The organism is Brevibacterium sp. FME37, from assembly GCF_014897485.1.
Taxonomy (GTDB): domain Bacteria; phylum Actinomycetota; class Actinomycetes; order Actinomycetales; family Brevibacteriaceae; genus Brevibacterium.
Genome location: NZ_JABUYE010000012.1, coordinates 75,680 through 93,827, shown reverse-complemented (window position 1 = coordinate 93,827; position 18,148 = coordinate 75,680). Strand labels below are relative to the sequence as shown.

Below are 18,148 nucleotides of genomic sequence, written 5' to 3'. Positions count from 1 at the left end.
CCAAAACCCCTTGTTTTGCACTAATGCCGCAAACTCCCGCGCCTTTGCTGGTATCAGCACCGTTGACCAGGTAGATTTATCTGTGATTACCACGACAAGGAGGACACAGTGGATATTGAAGTTGTGCGGGGCGCAACGCTCTTCGCAGGTTTGGACGATGAATCGACGAGCGCTTTGATGAAGTTCATGAACCCGCGGAGTCTCCGTCGGGGAACCGTGCTCTTTCACGAGGGCGATGCCGGTGACGAACTTTATATCGTCTCCAGTGGCAAGCTCAAGATCGGCCGCGAGTCCTCCGACGGCCGCGAAAATCTGCTCTCGGTCATCGGGCCGGGCGAGATCATCGGTGAGCTCAGCCTCTTCGATCCGGGTCCACGCTCGACCTCCGTCACCGCTGTCTCTCAGTCCGAGCTGCTCAGCCTCAAGCACGAGGACCTCACGACCTGGCTCGATGAGCGTCCCCGGGCCGCAATGAACCTGCTCAAGGCTCTCGCACAGCGTCTGCGCCGTACGAACGAGACCGTGGGCGACCTCGTGTTCTCCGATGTCCCCGGTCGTGTTGCCAAGGCTCTGCTGGACCTCGCGTCTCGCTTCTCGAAGCCGGCACCGGACGGTGTCCTCGTCGCACACGATCTGACGCAGGAAGAGCTCGCACAGCTCGTCGGCGCCTCACGTGAGACCGTGAACAAGGCCCTCGCCGACTTCGCAGCTCGCGGCTTCATTCGCCTCGAGGCTCGTTCCGTCGTCATCCTCGACATGGAGCGCATGCGCAACCGCGCCCGCTGATCACTGCGCGAATGCGGCTGAGATCTCAAGCCGCGGTCGCACGACAAGGAACTCCCCAGCTTTATGGCTGGGGAGTTCCTTGTTTTAAGAGTCGGCGAGAAGGTTTTATGAGTCGGTCAGAAGCCGGGAGGTTGTTGCCCTCCGGAAAAGGACGATCACACTGATGACTGCGATTATCCCGGCGACGGACATGATCGTGAAGTCGAGGGGCAGCACAGTGAAGCGTTCGTCCGACCATTCGGTTCCAGTGGCACCGACGCTGCACCTGATCCCCGGCGGGAAGAAGCTCGTGTCATAACCGAGTCCATGCTCGAGAGGTATGCCCTCTGGCGTGGCGGGACACCATGGCTGATCAGGGCTGCCGCGGTTGCTCAGCGAGTATCCGAGGCCCCACGTGTGGAAGAGCGTGAGCACGATGGCAGGCACGCTGAGCCCGAGATACAGCCGCGGACTGGCCCAGATTCGCCGTCTTGACCGTCGCTTCGTCCGACCGCCGCTCATCCGTCCTCGGGCATGAGCGCGCCGAGGTAGTTCAGCTGCGCCCGCACGATCTGCTCGGCTGCCCCACGGACGCTGGGATCAACGTCGTGGTAGACGATGTCGCAGACCGCAGATGCGGTCCTCGCTCCTTGCGCCAGGGCTGCCTTGACCTGGTCGATCCGCTCAAGCCGGTGGCTTCGGTAGTAGGCGAGAACCTCGGCGGGAGACTCGATCGTGGGGCCATGAGCCGGCTCGATGCTCACGAACACACCGTCACCGTGGAATCGGATCAGCCGGTCGAGTGACTCAAGGTAGTCGCTCAGAGACCCTTCCGGGTGGGTGACGATCGTCGTCCCCTCCCCCAGCACTGTGTCGCCGCTGTAGAGCACGTGATCGTGGATGAGGCTGATGCTGTCTATCGTGTGCCCCGGCGTCGACACGACCTCCATCATATCGGCCGTGTCAGTGCCGAATACGATCATGTCACCATCGGCTACAGGAGAGCTCAGGCGGGAGAACTTCTCAAGGACTGCGTACACGGGCACGTCCGGTGCCCATGCCTCCACGCTGCCCAGCATCTCCGAGTGGTCGGCATGCTGATGGGTGAGGATGATGGCTGAGAGCTTCCGCTCACCGATCTGAGCCAGAAAATTTTCCCGGTGCTCAGCCAGCTCGGGGCCCGGATCGATGAGTACTGCCGAAGTGTCGTCGGCTGAGGTGATGACGTAGGTGTTGGTGCCCGTCAGCGTCATCGGGGATGGGTTGTTCGCGCGGATCCTCATGATTCCTCGGTCTCTTCCTCGCCGGTTTCGGCATTGTTATCATCGTCGCTCTGGGATAGGAACCCTGGACTCTGGTCGTTCTCGTCATCGCCGACGGCGACCGCATAGTCACGCAGAGTGCCTTTTCGGTAGAGGTCGCGTCCCGGGTGGATGACGACTCGCCATTCACCGTCGTCATCGGTGACCTCGGGCCGCAGCGGATGCAGGTCACGGACCTGGGCCATGGCGGCTCCCACGCTGGGCACATCGACCAGGCTTTCGGCGATGATGCGTGTGCTCGCGCTGATCTTATCGGGGTCCCCACCGGCCTCGGCGAGGATGTCTGCTGGCCGTTTCCACCCGCCCGAGGTCTCATTCGGAGAGAGGAAGTCGATGTCCTGGCCGAAGGGCACTGTGGCCACAAAATAGGTGGTATCGAAGCGATGCAGCTGAGTTGGCGTGTTGATCCACCGCAGCCAGGGTTTGCAGAGATCCGGACGCAGCTTGAGATCACGTTCGCGCAGGATCTGAGACCAGGAGATTTCGCTGGAGAACAGCCGTGAGCGTGTTCCGCGCCAATCGGTCTGGGGTGCGGCGACAATGTCACGGTCGACGTCTTCGGCCAGCAGGACCCCCGTTGCGGCGAACGAGATGCGGGCCGCTGCTGAGAAGTGGTGCAGTGCCCGTGACTTGTTCTCGATGCTCAGAGTCCGTGCGCAGCGAGCCGAGTTCCATCCGGCCAGCGGCAGGTTGCGCAGGTCGCCGAGACGCAGATTGCTGACCGGGTAGGCCCAGCGGTTACGGTCTTCGACTCCTCTGGCATCAAGTTGTCGGGTGATGAAGGTTTCCAAGCCTTCGAGGGAGTCCCTGATCAGCACGATCGCCGAGGCGGGGCGTGGTGCTTCGGGGACCGGGAACCGCCCGTCGGACTGCCATTGGTCCAAGAGCCAACGCAGCTCCGACGAGACGGCCAGGGTACGTCCGTTAAACGGCATCGTCCTCGACCTCGACGACGACCTCGACCTCGACGGGGGTGCCGAGAGGAAGAGTGTTCACACCAACGGCGCTGCGCGTGTGCTGGCCGCGGTCGCCGAAGATCTCACCGTAGAGTTCGGAGACTCCGTTGATGACGGCTGGCTGCTGTGTGAAGTCATCGGCCGAGTTCACGAACCCGGTGACCTTGACGATGCGGACGATCTTGTCGAGGTCGCCGATGACGCCGGCAACCGCTGCGAGAGCGTTGAGTCCTGCGGTCCGTGCCAGGTCGTACCCGGTCTCTAGATCGACATCCGAGCCGATGTGGCCTATCGCGGGAAGTTTCCCATCGACGACGGGCAGCTGGCCCGAGGTGTAGACGTAGTTGCCGGTGCGCAGCGCCGGTACGTAGACGCCGGCGGGTGCGGCGACATCGGGCAGGGTGAGACCGAGTTCAGCAATGCGGTCTAGGGTCTTCGACATGGTAGGTCCTTCGATGAGGGTGTTTCAAGTCAGTTGGGTGCTCAGGCTTTGGGGCGCTTGAGGTAGGCCACGAGCCCGTTGTTGTCGGGACCCGGAATAACCTGAACGAGCTCGTAGCCGTCTTCGCCCCACTGGTCGAGGATCTGCTTCGTCGCATGGACGATGAGCGGCACTGTGACGTATTCCCACTTGGTCATGATTCTCCTTGAGTATCTGTGTGCCCGCGTCCCCGATGCGTCACCGGAGCGAGCGTCTGCATGGACGAAACGCCGATCGTTCTGCACGAGCGCGACCGGCGATCTTCGTCGTTTCCAACACTAGCCGAGAACCCGCAGCCCCACAGCCAGCCGTGCCACAGTGTGAAAGCCCACAGTGACGAGAACGGGGTGGAACGATCGTAAAGATCGTCCCACCCCGTTGTCTCTCAGGATGCCCGGCACTCAGTTGCCGCCGAGGCCCGGTGCTTCGTCCTCGTCGCCGCCACCGCCGCCGTTACCGCCGTCTCCTCCGCCACCGGTGCCGCCTCCGCCGTTGTTGCTGCCGCCGCCACCGCCGCCGGTTCCACCGCCGCCGTTGCCGCCGCCACCGTTCTGGCTGCCGGTGCCACCGCCGCCGGTGCCACCTCCGCCGCCGGAGCCTCCACCGCCCATGTACTTACCGCTCGGCTTGGGGAAACCGGTGTTGCCCTTGGTCTCCTTCACAGCCTGGCTCATATATGCCTGCCAGGTCTTACCGGAGATCGTGGCACCGTAGACGAAGCCGCGGACCGCACCCTGACCGTTAGTCCGCCAGTCGCGAGTGCCCACGGGGTCACCGGTCCACACGGCGGTCGACAGTGTCTTGGTGAAGCCAAGCAGCCAGGTGTGTCCGACATCGAAGTTCGTAGTACCAGTCTTGGCTCCCGCCGGAACGCCGATCTTCAGCTGACTTGTGGTGCCTCCGTTGAACGTCTGCGTCAGAGCGTAGGCAACGCCCTTGGCGACCTCCTTATCGAGGACTCGCTTGCAGCCTTCACCGGGCACATCGATGCTCTTGCCGTTACGGTCCTTGATCGAAGTGATCGGCTTCGGACCGCAGAACTCACCCTCGTTGGCGAAAGCGGCGAATGCCGCTGCCATGGCGATCGGGGTGGTCTCTGTTGTACCCAGGATCGACGACGGTGACAGCGCCTGAATAAATCCCTGCTTGTTCTTGAAATCGAGTTTCTCGCCGCTGCCGTAGCGAATGCCCAGGTCCATGGCTGTGTCCATGATCTTGCACATGTTGAGCTGGTTGCCCATTGCTGCGTAGCCGGTATTCACGGAGTGCTTCGTGGCTTCCAGCGCGGTCATCGAGCCCTTGCCCTCACCGTCCCCAGCGTTATTCGGGTCCCAGTCACCGCCCATGTTCGGGCAGCCATCGTACTTCCATGAACTCGCTGGGAAGTTACGCTTCGTGGCGTTGACTGTGGTGTTGAGGCCCTTGCCGGATTTCAGCCACGTGGCCAGCACGAAGGGCTTCCACGTCGAACCGACCTGGAAACCGCCCCCGCCGTTGTGCTTCCGGTCGACGGTGTAGTTGATGGACGTCTTCTTGTTCTTATCCTTCTTTTTGACATCACCGACCGTGTATTCGCGGTTCTCGGCCATGGCGATGACTTCGCCCGTGCCCGGTTCAATCGTCACCAGAGCATGTCCGGCACCGGACGGATCGCCCACGGGGACACGGCTCTTGATCTGCTTGTCCGCGATCTTCTGAATGTCAGGATTGAGGCTGGTCTTGATCGTCAGTCCGCCGCGCTGCAGGAAGGCGAGGCGTTCTTCAACGGTCTTGCCGAAGGTGTCGTCGTTCTTGATGACGTTTTCAACGTAGTCGCAGAAGAATGCCGCGTTGTTCTTCGCCGCCGAACAGCCGTTGGGAGTCTTGTGGATGTCGAGGTCGAGGTCGGTCTTGACCGCCTTGTCGTATTCCTTCTGAGTGATGTGCTTGTATTTGAGCATCTGTCCCAGCACCGTATTGCGGCGTTTGAGCACCTGGTCAGGGAACCGCTGCGGGTTGAAGGCCGAAGGGTTCTGCACAATGCCGGCGAGCATCGCAGACTGCTGAATATTCAGGTCCTTCGCGTCGATGCCCCAGTATTTGTGGGCCGCCGCCTGGACTCCATACGCGTTAGGTGAACCGGAGTAGTTGTTAATGTTCATGTAGCGATTGAGAATGTCCTTCTTCTCATACTTCTTCTCAACTGCAACAGCGAGCTTGGCCTCACGCAGCTTACGTGCGTAGCCGGCCGTGCCCTCTGACTCCTTGGCCGCAGACACGCCCTCTTTGTTCTCTTTGGCATGGGCGTTCTCTGCCAGCACGTTCTTCACATACTGCTGAGTCAGCGTTGAACCGCCCTGCGTCGTCGAGGACACCATATTGTGCACCGCTGCACGGGCGATGCCCTCGATATCGACACCGCCGTGTTCGAAGTACCGATAGTCTTCGACCGCGATCGTGGCGTTCTGCATGTTCTTCGAGATCTTGTCGAGGGGCACCTCGACGCGGTTCTGCCAGTAGAACTCCGCAATCTCCGACCCGTCGGAGGCAAGCATCGTCGATTTCTCCCCCAGATCCTCTACCTCCAGGGTCGCGGGAAGAGAGTTGAAGATCTCGACGGCACTGTTTGCGCTGGCAGTAGCTACACCGACTCCGGGGATGGCAAGACCAGCTGCGACGATTCCTGCCACCGCACTCACTGCGACGAACTGGAGGAACGCACCGGCCTTGGTCGGATTCGGATTTGACTCAGGAGACACCATGCCAACCAGTTTAACTAATATGAGTTGTGCAAATTCTCAAAAATCGTTGAGAACGTCAGGCTCTGGGAACCAAGGTCAGGAGGCTGACCTCGGGACGGCAGGCGAAACGCACCGGTGAGAAGGGCGAGAATCCCAATCCTGCGGATATTTCGACGAGAGATTTCCGGTAGGGAAACAGACCTCTCGCGCGTGTCCGATCGAGGTCGCAGTTCGTTACCGGTGCACCCCAGAACGGCACTCGGATCTGTCCCCCGTGAGTGTGCCCGGTCATGATGAGGTCGGCCCCCGCCGAGGCGAACGCCTCCAATGTGCGCGAATACGGCGCATGGGTCACGCCCACCTTCACGCCCGCCTCGGCGGCAAACCGCGGAGACGCAAGACTCTCGCCATTTGCGGCGACGTCGTCGCTGAACCCCTCCTCGGGGCTGACCCGGATCCTGTCGCGGTCGATGTGGGCGTCACCCAACCCGCAGAAATCTATTCGGGTCCCACGGATATTCATGGTCGCCTCGGCGTTGTCGAGGAAGTGCCATCCCCGGGACGCAGCGGGCGTGTCACTGCCTTCGAACCCGCGGATAAGCGCTTTGACATCAAGATCGGGCTCGACGCGGTGTTTCACCTCAGAGGGTGAGCGCAGGTACTTGGCTGGATTCTTGGCCGTGGGTGAGAAGAAGTCGTTGGACCCGAGGACGAAGACGCCGGGAACATCGAGGAGTCCGTCGAAGACGTCGAGGACGTCCGGCACGATATCGGCAGAGAGGTTGTCCCCGGTGTTGACGACGATATCTGGCTCCAGGCGTGTCAGCGCCTTGACCCAGGCGGCCCGGTGTTTCTGCCAGGGGGCCAGATGCAGATCAGAGACGTGCAGCATCTTGATGCGCTCTGCCCCGGCAGGCAGGATCGGCAGGGTGTGGCGTCGGATGGCGAAGAGGTGCGGTTCGATGACCGCACCCCAGATGCCGGCCGCCGCGGGGATCGCGAGGGCTCCGGCGAATAGTGCACGCTTCTTCATTCGTCCAACTCTAGTCGGACTCAGGGTCTGCACTCGCCCAGTTGGGACCGGGCTCAACTGGGGAACGCCACCGGCTTCTCATGCTCATCGGCGGCACGCGCCGTGCGGCGACGATGCAGATGCTTCATCCGGCGCTGCCCAACGAGACGGCAGACGACGTAGATGAGGAAGGAGATCGTGGTGACGAACGGGCTGATCGGCACGACCGGAGAGCCGAGTGCGATGAGGATTCCACCGACGGAGGACGAGACGGCGAAGATGACGCTGAGCACCGGAACCCACACCGGGGATGCCGAGAGCTGGGTGGCCGCCGCGGCCGGAGTGATGAGCAGAGCCAGCACCAGAAGGACGCCCACGACCTGCACGCTCAACGCCACGGCCAGGCCGAGGACAAGCATGAACACGATCGTCAGCCCGGACACCGGCACACCTTTGGCACGTGCCACCTCGGGGTCGAGGCTGGCGAACATGAGGGGCCGCCAGATCACAACGAGGACGAGGAGCACGATCAGCGAACACACGACGAGAGTCATGATCTGGCCCGGCGTGATTGCCACGATCTGGCCGGTCAGCAGCCCGAATTTGCTGGCGGCACGGCCATCGTAGAGAGCGAGGAACAAGATCGCGAGGCCCAAGCCGAAGGGCATGAGCACACCGATGATGGCGTTCTTCTCTGATGCTTTGGCCCCTCCCACGCCGATGATGAGCGCGGCGATGATCGAGCCGATGATGGATCCGCCCACCACGTCGAAACCGATAAGAAGAGCGAACGCGGCACCGGCGAATGAGAGTTCGGAGACTCCGTGGACGGCGAAGGGAATGTCGCGGGCCATCACGAAGACGCTGATGAGACCCCCAACGACGCCGAGCAGTCCGGCTGCGATGAGCGAGTTGGACAGCAGCGCCACCAATTCGCTGTAGTCCTCGAAGGTGAACAGACTGCCGAAGATCTCCTGAGCCGTCATCAGATCGCACCTCGTTCCGTGCTCATCTCATCCTCGTGGATGTGGTGGTCAACGCATTCGGCTTCGCCGCCGACGACGATGAGTCGCCCGCCCACGCGGACCACCTCGACCGGGGAACCATAGAGCCGGGTCAGCGATTTGGTGGTCATCACCTCGGCGGGAGTGCCGACGAGGAAGTGGCCGCCGACGATGTAGAGCACCCGGTCGACGTAGGGCAGTATCGGATTGATCTCGTGGGTGACGAAGACGACGGCAGTGTTGCGTTTGAGTCGCTGCTCATGGAGCAGGCTGGCCACAACCTTCTGATGATGGATATCTAAGGACAGCAAGGGTTCGTCGCACAGCAGCACTGAAGGGTCGTTGGCCAGGGCTTGAGCCACGCGCAGGCGCTGCAGCTCACCGCCGGAAAGCGTCCCGGCCGGAGCGTCTGCATAATCGCAGGCACCGACTGACTCAAGAAGTTCATCGACCTGTTGGCGACGTCGCTTCAAGAACCGACCTGGCCCCCAGCGGTGGCCGTCGATGCCCATCCGGACCAGATCGCGACCGCGCATCGGGGTGTGCGGATCGATTCCGCGCTGCTGGGGAATGTAGCCGATGGCCGAGTTTCCCGCGTGGACGTGCCTGCCGTTGACCTCGGCCGAGCCGGTGGACAGCGCATGCTGGCCCAGCAGCACCTTGAGAAGCGAGGTCTTTCCTGTCCCGTTCGGGCCCAACACCGCTACGAACTCCCCCGGTGAGACATCGAGGTCGAGGTCGTGCCAGAGCACACGCTCTCCGAACCGCAGCTCGGCATCGCGCAGTCGGATCACCGGTGGGTGCTCGGCACCTGCGGTTCGCTGGGGAGAAACGTCGTGATCAAGGGCCATTCTCAGTGTTCATGTCCTTCGAGCGCAGTGGAGATTTCGGTGATGTAGTCGCCCATCCAAGCCGCATAATGCGCACCGGCCGGCATCGTCTCACCGAGGTCGACGACCGGAACATCGGATTCCTCAGCCGTGGATTTCAGCTGCTCTGCCTGTGGACCTGCCGCCTGAGTATTGTACCCAAGCAGCAACGCGTCACCAGATGAGATCTGTTCCTCGGCCTTCTTCAGAACCAGCGGCGGCACATCATTGCCCTCCTCCACGGCTTCGAGGAACTCATCGGAGGTGATGTTCTTCAGTCCCATGTCCGCAAACAGCCACAGCGGCACGGGCTCAGTGGTCGCAACCTCATCACCCTCATGCTGGTCCCGAGCGTCATCGATCTGTGACTGCAGTTTCTCCAGCGTCTTCGTGTAGTCGTCTGCGTTGGCTGCGAAGTCATCCTTGTGTTCGGGATCCGCCTCGCCGAGGTGGGTCGCGACCTCGTCAACCAGCTTCGTCATCGTGGGGACCGAATACCAGAGATGTTCGTTGAACTCCCCGTGTGCGTGATCGTGGCCTTCGTCGCCATGATCGTGGCCTTCTTCTTCGCCATGATCATGGACGTGGCCGCCACCGCTGGCTTCCTCATCACCGTGCTCATGCGATTCGTTGCCGACACCTTCAGAACCGGGCAGTCCGGAGATCGAGACTGTGTCGATGGTGTCGACCTCGACGTCGGATGCTTCAAGCATCGTGGTCATGAACGAGTCATAGCCGCCGCCGTTCTGGACGACCAGATCGGACTTCGACAACATCAGCCGGTCATGTGTCGTCGCCTCATAGGAGTGCGGATCCTGATTAGGATCGTCGATGACTGCACTCACCTTCGCGAAGTCGCCCGCCACCTGGGACACGATGTCGGCGTAGACGTTGGTTGAGGCGACGACCGAGAGCTCTGTGGACCCAGAGGCCTGCCCTCCGCACCCGCTCAGTGCGGCAACAGTGCTCAGAGCGATAGCCCCGGACATGATGCCGAGTAGGGAAGAGCGCATGAAGTGCCTTTCAGAGAGTGAGCGAAGATCGGTATGTCAACGACGTTCACATTACTCAGCCCGAAGGCTCACCACTAATATAAATATTTATATATAGCAACTTGTTTATGTGTACCGCTGTCGGGGGTCGATCAACGCCGATCTCGAAAAGATCGTCGCCGGCGACGATGAATTCCGACTCCGCGTTGATCGCCAGCTGCGCACCGGGCCGCGCAACGTCGAACCGCCCGGGAGCATCGGCTCCCGGGCGGTTCGTTTCAGCTCAGAGCTCAGGCCGCCTGTGACTCGACCTTCTTCGCCAGCAGCGCCGCGATCTGAACCGTGTTCAGAGCAGCACCCTTGCGCAGGTTGTCGTTGGCAACGAACAGGACGAGACCCTTGCCTGCCGGGGCAGACTGGTCGGCGCGGATACGGCCCACGAAGCTTGAATCCTTGCCTGCCGCCTTCAGCGGTGTGGGCACATCATCAAGCTCGACCCCGGGCGCCTCGGTGAGCACTTCCGTGGCCTGGGCAGGGGTGATCTCGGAGTCGAACTCCGCGTGGATGCTCAGGCTGTGTCCTGTGAACACGGGAACGCGCACGCAGGTTCCTGCCACGAGGAGATCGGGCTTGCCCAGGATCTTGCGGCTCTCGTTGCGCAGCTTCTTCTCTTCGTCGGTCTCAAGTTCACCGTCATCAACAATGGACCCGGCCATGGGCAGAACGTTGAACGCGATTGGTTCGACGTAGTTGTCCGGGGCAGGCAGGTTCACGGCACTGCCGTCGCGAGCTAGCTTGCGGGAGTCGGCGACGCCGGCCTCGAGCTGACCGGCAAGTTCCTCGACTCCGCTCACGCCTGAACCGGACACTGCCTGGTAGGTGCTGACGATGAGTCGCTGGAGGCCAGCGACGGAATCGAGCGCCTTGAGGACCGGCATTGCGGCCATCGTGGTGCAGTTCGGGTTGGCGATGATGCCCTTGGGTAGTGTGTCGAGGGCCTCCGGGTTGACCTCGCTGACGACCAAGGGAACGTCAGGGTCCGAGCGCCAGGCCGAAGAGTTATCGACGACGATGGCGCCCACTGCCGCGAATCGCTCCGCCTGGGCACGGGATGTGGCTCCACCGGCGGAGAACAATGCGATGTCGAGCCCGCTGGGGTCCGCCTCGGCGGCATCTTCGACGGTGATCTTCTCACCGTTGAACTCGATGACCTTGCCCGCTGACCTCGCCGAGGCGAAGAGCCTCAGGCTGTTGATCTCGAATCCAGGATTGTCTGCCAGCAGGTCAAGCATGACGCCGCCTACCTGGCCTGTTGCTCCGATAACTCCGATATTAACGCTCATCGTCCGGTACCTCCGTAAACCACTGCTTCGTCGTCTTCACTGTCGAGTCCGTACGCGGCATGCGCGGCACGGACGGCGTCGTCGAGGATGTCTGCTCGTGTGACGACGCTGATGCGGATCTCCGAAGTGGAGATCATGTCGATGTTGACCTGGGCGTTGCTCAGGGCCTCGAACAGGATGGCGGTCACGCCGGGGTGAGAGCGCATGCCCGCACCGACGACGGAGAGCTTGCCGATCTGGTCGTCGTAGCGCACCTGGTCGAAGCCGATCGAGGCCTTCACCGCGTCCAGGGCTTCGAGCGCCTTGGCGCCGTCATCCATCGGCAGGGTGAAGGAGATGTCCGTCTTGCCGGGCTCGCGCGTGGAGATGTTCTGGACGATCATGTCGATGTTGATCTCCGTGGTGGCCATGGTGGTGAAGATCTCGGCGGCCTTGCCGGGAACGTCGGGAACGCCGACGATCGTGACCTTGGCTTCCGAGCGATCATGGGCGACTCCGGAAATGATTGCCTGTTCCATGTTGGACTCCGTTTCTGATACCGCTGGTGCCGGGGCCTTCGATCCCTTTGCCGGCCGGAAGGCTTCAGGAATGGGTGAGTCGGTCACCCAGGTGCCTTGATTTCGTGAGAATGAGGACCGCACGTGCACCGGCACGTTGTAGCGGCGGGCGTATTCGACGCACCGTAGCATGAGGACCTTGGCGCCCGAGGCCGCCATCTCCATCATCTCCTCGTAACCGATCTCATCGATCTTGTGTGCGCTCGGCACGATGCGGGGGTCGGCGGTGAAGACACCGTCGACGTCGGTGTAGATCTCACACACGTCGGCACCCAATGCCGCCGCAAGGGCAACCGCAGTTGTATCCGATCCGCCGCGTCCCAGTGTGGTGATGTTCTTCGCTGTCTGGCTGACCCCCTGGAACCCGGCCACGATGGCGACATATCCCTGATCGAGTGCCGAGCGGATGCGACCTGGCGTGACGTCGATGATGCGCGCTTTGCCGAACTGCTCATCGGTGATCACACCGGCCTGCGAACCGGTGAATGACTGTGCTTCCTCGCCGAGGTTGGCAATCGCCATGGCCAGTACTGCCATGGAGATGCGCTCACCTGCAGTGAGCAGCATGTCGAGTTCACGGGCTGGGGGCATCGGAGAGACCTGTTGGGCCAAGTCGATGAGATCGTCGGTGCTGTCTCCCATGGCCGACACCACGACAACAACTTCGTGACCGGCCTGACGGTTCTCGACAATTCGCTTGGCCACCCGCTTCACCGATTCCGCATCGGCTACCGAGGACCCGCCAAACTTCTGGACGACTATGCTCACTGCAGTCTCTTCCTTATCGCTGATAAGTTCCGTGCCGGGCGATCGATTCCATGATTCCAAACATGGTTGCCTCGTGCTTGCATCGATCAGGATTTCAGCCGTGTCGGCTCTCCGGCACCTCGACCATTGTATGAGGTCAGCCGCTTCACTTCACCTTCGCCCATCATTCAGACACCGCTCAGGTCCTCAAGATTCACGTGGCGGATCAGCCGAAATCCCCGCGCTTTCGGCGATCTCGGGTGGGCGCCGATGATGCAGCCTGCTCGTCTCATTCGGGTCTGACGTTGACGGTGAAAAGGTCGCCAGGCTGACAATCCAGCACTTGGCACAGTGCGATGAGCGTGGAGTATCTGATGGCTTTGGCGCGGTTGTTCTTGAGCACCGATAAGTTGGCTAAGGACACGTCGACGAGCTTCGACAACTCGGTGAGGCTGAGCCCTCTCTGTGTCAGCAGTGAGTCAAGATGACAGACGACGTGCAGCGATTCGAATTCCTCGACCATCAGACGAGTCCCTCGAGCTCTTCCTGGGCCTTCTGCCCCGACTTGAAGCAGCGGCGCAGAAGCTCAAGTCCGCCGAGTATTCCCATCACAATGAAGGCCTGCACAGTTGATATACCAGGGCCGACATCCTTGGCGATATCGAGATCACGAGAAACCAGGTTGCTACCGAGAACCATAGCGATGAAATACACCAGCCATCCGCTGGCGATGCACCATTCGAGAACCCCCAGCGCCTTAATCGAGCGGGTGGTAAATGGATCGCCTTTGGCGATATCCCTGATCACCGGCACAATCGTTATCGCGCCGGCGAGGAGTCCGAGAATGAGGCCGATCTTCGCGACGAGGAGAAAGACTATCGCCTCGGTGGCGAGATCGGTCGTCGACGCAGTGATCTGAGTCAGGCCGCTCAGTGTTGCAGTGGCTCCGGGGAAGTCCAGTGCCGCCACAGTCTCGGATTCGAATTCGAGCGGCAGCTTGATTTGCCGATGGACCAGATCGGCAATCAACTCTGTCACGGCATAGATCACGTAGAAACTGATCGCCATCCCGACCCAGAGTTCGTAACCCGACCCCAAGGCCTTCCGCTCGGCAGCGCTGTCTCCCCGCTTCATCCCGCCCTTGGGGTTTCCGATGACGGTATCGTCTGGTTCCTCGGGCGGTTCGTCGCCTCCGTTTTCCTGTGTCATGATCCTGCCTTGTCTCTTCGGCAAACCTCTGTGGACCTCCGAACCGTCGGCCCGAATCCACCGCATCGATTTGCAAATAGTTATCGCTAGTCGATATATCGATAAACAATATATTTCACGATAATCGATATGGCGTCAAGGACGGGGCTCGAACGATCAATGACAGAAGGAGACGCTCCCTGACGACAGGAAAACGATCAGCAGAGGCGGGGCTCTGGAGTCAGCTCAGTCCATTTCGCGACGGCCGGAGAACGCGCGGCCCAAAGTGACCTCATCGGCGTATTCGAGGTCGCCGCCGACCGGCAGTCCCGAGGCCAGCCGCGTCACAGTCACACCTAGCGAGTTGAGCAGCCGCACAAGGTAAGTGGCCGTGGCTTCGCCCTCGAGGTTGGGGTCGGTGGCGATGACACATTCCTTGACTTCGCCGTTTTGCAGACGCGGCATCAGTTCCTTGATGCGCAGGTTGTCGGGACCGACTCCTGCCATGGGGTCGATCGCGCCGCCGAGGACGTGATAGAGCCCCCTGTATTCGCGAGTGCGCTCGATGGCGACGACGTCCTTCGGTTCTTCGACGACGCAGATCATCGAACGATCGCGGCGCGGATCCTGGCAGACTGTGCACTCAGTCTCCTCAGAGACGTTGCCGCAGATATCGCAGAAACGCACGCGCTTCTTCACATCGGTCAGAGCCTGGGCCAGGGCGCTGACATCGGCCGATTCGGACTGGAGAATGTGGAACGCCAGCCTCTGCGCAGACTTCGGGCCGATGCCCGGAAGTTTGCCGAATTCCTCGACCAGGTCCTGCAGGGCACCTTCGTAAACCGCGCTCATACTTCTCTTTCATCAATGATTTCGCCGCCGAGGACTCGTGCGATCACAGCCACTCCGATCTGTGGGGCCTCGGAGATGTCAAGGTCCGTCTCCGGATCATACTCGTCCTCGTCGGAGCCGGAGGCCTGGGGTTGGGCATCCGCGTCGGCGTCAATCGCCGCGTTTCCAGTCAACGAACCGTCCGCATTCTGCGGGTATCCGTTCCCTCCCGAGGCGGCCTGGGGCTGTGGTGTGCTGCCGCCGTGCTTCTCGGCAAGAGCAGCGAACCGGGATTTGAATGGCTTCGCACCCCCATGTCCCTGCGGTCGTGCAGCCTGTGGTGGCGGTACCTGAGGCTGTGACTGTTCGGGTGGCTGTGCCGCAGAATCCGACAATCCCATATCCGCATCCGCGTAGTCACCGAGGAAGTCGAGATCATCATCTTCCGGTGGAGGCACAACCAGTGCCCCGACTTCCACAGCACCCGACCCCGCACTCGTGGCCTCGTCGCTTGGATCTGGCGACTGAGCTTCACGGTCTGGGGACTCGCCGAGGTTCGGTGCCCCATTGCTTGGCCCGTCGCTTGGTCCATCGTGCCAGGTCGGTTCCTCCCACTGTGGCTGCACGTACTCCATCGGCGCTTCCGATGCCGCTTGCGCGACAGTGGGTGCTTGGGACGTAGTCTGCGTCGGCGAGTCCGATTGCTCATCCGTTGCGTAGTCGGAGGGTCCGCTGAAGAAATCATCGTCAGAGAGATCGGGTACGACGATATCCGAGTCCGGGGCTGACTCTTCCGACACTGGGTCAGCGGACGCCGCTGGCTCTTCGCGCGTGGACGATGGGGTGTCTGGCATGGCAGCACTGTCCGAGGCCGGCCCAGCAGCACTGTCCGAGGCCTGATAGGCATCCGGTGTGAATTCGTCGGCCGAAGCAGGCGCTCCTGCCGGAGCGTCGTTGGCGTCGCTGGGTGTTTCCGCCGATCGATCGGGTTCGGAGCCAGTCGGTGACGGTGGTGCCTCATGTGTCGCCGGCGGTTCTCCCTCCTCGTCGTCATCGGACCATGGGCCCTGAGGTGAACCGCTGGTCTCCCAGAATTTCTCGTGATCGACCTGTGGCTTGTCGACCTCGCGAGTACCGACGACCGCGGCCACTTCCTGCGGACTGGGTCGTCTCTGCGCGGGGGCTGGCCCCCGGTTGCCGGTGGTCTCGTTCACAGTCGGCACCGAGGCACCCTTGCCGCTGGTTCCGCCTCCGGCACCCGTCTGACTCGAACTTCCGCCGATGCGACCGACATCGCCGATGTCGATGCGCGCCTGAATGCCGAGGACATCGTTGATCGCCATCGCCAGTTTCGCTGCGTGGTCTCTCTGCTGGAAGCCCTGAACCGAACCCGCGTTGTTGAATCCGAGGTAGACAACACCATCGGAGTACGACTGCGGGATTGCATTCGCAGCAATGATCGCCCTGGTCAGGCGGCTGCGTTTCTCGACGGCGGCAAGGATGCTCGGCCAGGCCCGTCGAATCGCTTCGATTTCGCCACCGATGTTTCCGGCACCAGCCACAGTTCCAGTCTCCGAAGCAGAGTCTGCTTCTGACGCCGACTGTTCAGACGGCCCGTTCGTCTCCTGCTCATTCTGGGGCTGAGGCGTTCGGGCCTGTTCAGACGGAGGCTGAGTAACCGGAGGCTGGGTAGCCTGGCTCGCTGGTGCAGGAGGCCGCGAAGTCTGCTCCTGAGGCGCAGGCTCGGCCACGGGCTGTTCGCGAGGCTCTTCCTCGGGGACGGACGGCCGAGATTCCGAAGATTCCTGAGGACTGTCCGCGGGAGTCGAGGCCGGTGGCTCGTTGAGCATGGATTCCGCAGCGGCAGCCATCTCGGCAAGGTCGTCGAAATCATCGCGCGGTGCTGGACTCGAGGACTGCGCCGCAGGCGCCTGACTCGGCGCTGACTGCCCCTGACTTTGCGCTGGCTGCCCCGAATTCGGCTGCGCTGTGGCGTTCTGCCCTGCATCCTGTGGGACAGCTCCGGCCTGCGGAGCGACTGCCGTCTGTGGTGCGGCTTCTCGCTGCTGGACACCGACATCCGGCTGAGCTGCTCCCTCTTGCGGGGCAGGGGGAATGTTCGCGGCCGTTCCCGAAGCGGACATGCCGATGCGGCGTTCCATCCGTTCGACACGGCTGAGCACGGCGTCGCGACTGCGACCCGAGCCGGGCAGAAGGATGCGCGCACAGATCAGCTCGAGCTGCAGCCTCGGCGAGGTTGCTCCTGACATTTCGGTCAGGCCCTGGTTGAGCAGGTCCGCCGCTCGAGAGAGCTCTCCCTGGCCGAAACCTCTGGCCTGCAGGGTCAGTCGCTCGAGGCGGTCCGGAGGGACCTCCGGCAAGAAGGCATGAGCCGCCTCGGGGGCAGCATTGATGACGATGAGGTCGCGCATGCGTTCGAGCAGATCCTCGACGAAGCGACGCGGGTCCTGTCCCGATTCGATGACCCGCTCGACGGCACGGTAGACACCGCCGCCGTCGCCGGCGGAGAAGGCATCGACGATGTCACTGAGCAGGGAGTCAGGTGTGTACCCCAGGAGCGCGATGGCTCCGGCGTAGTCGACGCCGTCGGGACCCGAACCGGCGATGAGCTGGTCGAGCACGGACAGGGTGTCACGCACGGATCCGCCGCCGGCGCGCACGACGAGCGGCAGCACACCCTTGGCAACCTGCACACCTTCGCGGTTGCACAGGTCTTCCATGTAGTTGCCCAAAGCCTCGGGCGGGACCAGGCGGAACGGGTAGTGATGGGTTCGCGAGCGGATTGTGCCGATGACCTTCTCAGGCTCGGTCGTCGCGAAGATGAACTTGATGTGAGGCGGCGGCTCTTCGACGATCTTGAGCAGCGCGTTGAAGCCCTGCGAGGTCACCATATGGGCCTCATCGAGGATGAAGACCTTGTACCGATCACGGGCCGGGGCATAGATCGCGCGCTCACGCAGGTCGCGGGCATCGTCGACGCCGTTGTGGCTGGCTGCGTCGATCTCCACGACGTCGAGCGAACCCGGGCCGCCGTTGGCCAGGTCCTCACAGCTCGGGCACTCACCACAGGGCACCGGAGTCGGCCCCTTGGCACAGTTGAGACACCTCGCCAGGATCCGTGCCGAGGTGGTCTTGCCACACCCTCGGGGGCCGGAGAACAGGTAGGCATGGTTGATGCGGCCACGTTCGATCGCGGCCTTGAGCGGATCGGTCACATGCTCTTGACCGATGACCTCATCGAAGGTCTCTGGGCGGTATCTTCTGTACAGTGCGGTGGACACATGCTTAGCCTAATGCCAACGGCTGACACGACACACGCACCCGTTCCTCGTCGCCATCG

The 18,148-nt window shown here is 62.0% G+C and carries 17 protein-coding genes; 2 read left to right on the top strand and 15 right to left on the bottom strand.

Features of this window, described 5'->3' with window-relative positions:
- Positions 1-108 precede the first annotated feature (108 nt).
- Complete coding sequence (locus tag INT29_RS14185) at positions 109-786, top strand: Crp/Fnr family transcriptional regulator (RefSeq protein ID WP_101570727.1); 678 nt, start codon at positions 109-111, stop codon at positions 784-786.
- Between the two features lie 163 nt (positions 787-949).
- Complete coding sequence (locus INT29_RS20440; RefSeq protein ID WP_257930094.1) at positions 950-1,084, top strand: hypothetical protein; 135 nt, start codon at positions 950-952, stop codon at positions 1,082-1,084.
- 199 nt (positions 1,085-1,283) lie between these two features.
- On the opposite strand, the gene INT29_RS14180 is transcribed toward INT29_RS20440, so the two are convergent.
- The 15 genes from INT29_RS14180 to INT29_RS14110 all read right to left on the bottom strand — a co-directional run bounded on the left by INT29_RS14180 (position 1,284) and on the right by INT29_RS14110 (position 18,089).
- The gene (locus INT29_RS14180; protein ID WP_193072015.1) at positions 1,284-2,048 is read right to left on the bottom strand and encodes an MBL fold metallo-hydrolase; all 765 of its coding nucleotides are present in this window, start codon (positions 2,046-2,048) and stop codon (positions 1,284-1,286) included.
- Positions 2,045-3,022: a hypothetical protein gene (locus INT29_RS14175; RefSeq protein WP_193072014.1), complete on the bottom strand. Its 978-nt coding sequence runs from the start codon at positions 3,020-3,022 to the stop codon at positions 2,045-2,047. The genes INT29_RS14180 and INT29_RS14175 overlap by 4 nt, the downstream gene beginning before the upstream one ends.
- Complete coding sequence (locus INT29_RS14170) at positions 3,012-3,485, bottom strand: RidA family protein (RefSeq protein WP_101570734.1); 474 nt, start codon at positions 3,483-3,485, stop codon at positions 3,012-3,014. Before INT29_RS14170 ends, INT29_RS14175 begins: the two co-directional genes overlap by 11 nt.
- A 41-nt stretch (positions 3,486-3,526) precedes the next feature.
- Positions 3,527-3,682 carry a hypothetical protein gene (locus INT29_RS14165; protein WP_180958932.1) on the bottom strand — a complete coding sequence of 52 codons (156 nt, stop codon included), beginning with the start codon at positions 3,680-3,682 and terminating at the stop codon, positions 3,527-3,529.
- A gap of 243 nt (positions 3,683-3,925) precedes the next feature.
- On the bottom strand, positions 3,926-6,265 hold the full coding sequence (locus tag INT29_RS14160; RefSeq protein ID WP_101570736.1) for a transglycosylase domain-containing protein: 2,340 nt from the start codon (positions 6,263-6,265) through the stop codon (positions 3,926-3,928).
- 55 nt (positions 6,266-6,320) lie between these two features.
- Complete coding sequence (locus tag INT29_RS14155) at positions 6,321-7,277, bottom strand: metallophosphoesterase (RefSeq protein WP_101570737.1); 957 nt, start codon at positions 7,275-7,277, stop codon at positions 6,321-6,323.
- A gap of 53 nt (positions 7,278-7,330) precedes the next feature.
- Positions 7,331-8,242 carry a metal ABC transporter permease gene (locus INT29_RS14150; protein ID WP_193072013.1) on the bottom strand — a complete coding sequence of 304 codons (912 nt, stop codon included), beginning with the start codon at positions 8,240-8,242 and terminating at the stop codon, positions 7,331-7,333.
- Positions 8,242-9,111, bottom strand: a complete 870-nt coding sequence (locus tag INT29_RS14145) for a metal ABC transporter ATP-binding protein (protein WP_193072012.1) — start codon at positions 9,109-9,111, stop codon at positions 8,242-8,244. The genes INT29_RS14150 and INT29_RS14145 overlap by 1 nt, the downstream gene beginning before the upstream one ends.
- A 2-nt stretch (positions 9,112-9,113) precedes the next feature.
- Positions 9,114-10,142, bottom strand: a complete 1,029-nt coding sequence (locus INT29_RS14140) for a metal ABC transporter solute-binding protein, Zn/Mn family (protein WP_193072011.1) — start codon at positions 10,140-10,142, stop codon at positions 9,114-9,116.
- Positions 10,143-10,411: 269 nt separating this feature from the next.
- Positions 10,412-11,464 carry an aspartate-semialdehyde dehydrogenase gene (locus INT29_RS14135; RefSeq protein WP_193072010.1) on the bottom strand — a complete coding sequence of 351 codons (1,053 nt, stop codon included), beginning with the start codon at positions 11,462-11,464 and terminating at the stop codon, positions 10,412-10,414.
- A complete protein-coding gene (locus tag INT29_RS14130; RefSeq protein WP_101570747.1) occupies positions 11,461-12,789 on the bottom strand; it encodes an aspartate kinase in 1,329 nt (442 codons plus the stop codon). The genes INT29_RS14135 and INT29_RS14130 overlap by 4 nt, the downstream gene beginning before the upstream one ends.
- Positions 12,790-13,057: 268 nt before the next feature.
- Entirely contained in the window at positions 13,058-13,291 is a 234-nt protein-coding gene (locus INT29_RS14125) for a helix-turn-helix domain-containing protein (RefSeq protein ID WP_193072009.1), read from the bottom strand.
- Entirely contained in the window at positions 13,291-13,977 is a 687-nt protein-coding gene (locus INT29_RS14120) for a DUF2975 domain-containing protein (RefSeq protein WP_193072008.1), read from the bottom strand. The genes INT29_RS14125 and INT29_RS14120 overlap by 1 nt, the downstream gene beginning before the upstream one ends.
- Positions 13,978-14,202: 225 nt before the next feature.
- The gene (recR, locus tag INT29_RS14115; RefSeq protein WP_101570751.1) at positions 14,203-14,808 is read right to left on the bottom strand and encodes a recombination mediator RecR; all 606 of its coding nucleotides are present in this window, start codon (positions 14,806-14,808) and stop codon (positions 14,203-14,205) included.
- Positions 14,805-18,089 (bottom strand): DNA polymerase III subunit gamma and tau, encoded by a 3,285-nt coding sequence (locus INT29_RS14110; RefSeq protein WP_193072007.1) that lies wholly within the window; start codon positions 18,087-18,089, stop codon positions 14,805-14,807. The genes recR and INT29_RS14110 overlap by 4 nt, the downstream gene beginning before the upstream one ends.
- Positions 18,090-18,148 lie beyond the last annotated feature (59 nt).

Bases quoted from the DNA above. Each gene is read 5' to 3' on its own strand.
- INT29_RS14140 (WP_193072011.1), bottom strand. From the start codon at position 10,142: ATGCGCTCTTCCCTACTCGGCATCATGTCCGGGGCTATCGCTCTGAGC.
- INT29_RS14145 (WP_193072012.1), bottom strand. From the start codon at position 9,111: ATGGCCCTTGATCACGACGTTTCTCCCCAGCGAACCGCAGGTGCCGAG.
- INT29_RS14170 (WP_101570734.1), bottom strand. From the start codon at position 3,485: ATGTCGAAGACCCTAGACCGCATTGCTGAACTCGGTCTCACCCTGCCC.
- INT29_RS14180 (WP_193072015.1), bottom strand. From the start codon at position 2,048: ATGAGGATCCGCGCGAACAACCCATCCCCGATGACGCTGACGGGCACC.
- INT29_RS14125 (WP_193072009.1), bottom strand. From the start codon at position 13,291: ATGGTCGAGGAATTCGAATCGCTGCACGTCGTCTGTCATCTTGACTCA.
- INT29_RS14165 (WP_180958932.1), bottom strand. From the start codon at position 3,682: ATGACCAAGTGGGAATACGTCACAGTGCCGCTCATCGTCCATGCGACG.
- INT29_RS14150 (WP_193072013.1), bottom strand. From the start codon at position 8,242: ATGACGGCTCAGGAGATCTTCGGCAGTCTGTTCACCTTCGAGGACTAC.
- INT29_RS20440 (WP_257930094.1), top strand. From the start codon at position 950: ATGACTGCGATTATCCCGGCGACGGACATGATCGTGAAGTCGAGGGGC.
- INT29_RS14155 (WP_101570737.1), bottom strand. From the start codon at position 7,277: ATGAAGAAGCGTGCACTATTCGCCGGAGCCCTCGCGATCCCCGCGGCG.
- INT29_RS14175 (WP_193072014.1), bottom strand. From the start codon at position 3,022: ATGCCGTTTAACGGACGTACCCTGGCCGTCTCGTCGGAGCTGCGTTGG.
- INT29_RS14120 (WP_193072008.1), bottom strand. From the start codon at position 13,977: ATGACACAGGAAAACGGAGGCGACGAACCGCCCGAGGAACCAGACGAT.
- INT29_RS14135 (WP_193072010.1), bottom strand. From the start codon at position 11,464: ATGAGCGTTAATATCGGAGTTATCGGAGCAACAGGCCAGGTAGGCGGC.
- recR (WP_101570751.1), bottom strand. From the start codon at position 14,808: ATGAGCGCGGTTTACGAAGGTGCCCTGCAGGACCTGGTCGAGGAATTC.
- INT29_RS14160 (WP_101570736.1), bottom strand. From the start codon at position 6,265: ATGGTGTCTCCTGAGTCAAATCCGAATCCGACCAAGGCCGGTGCGTTC.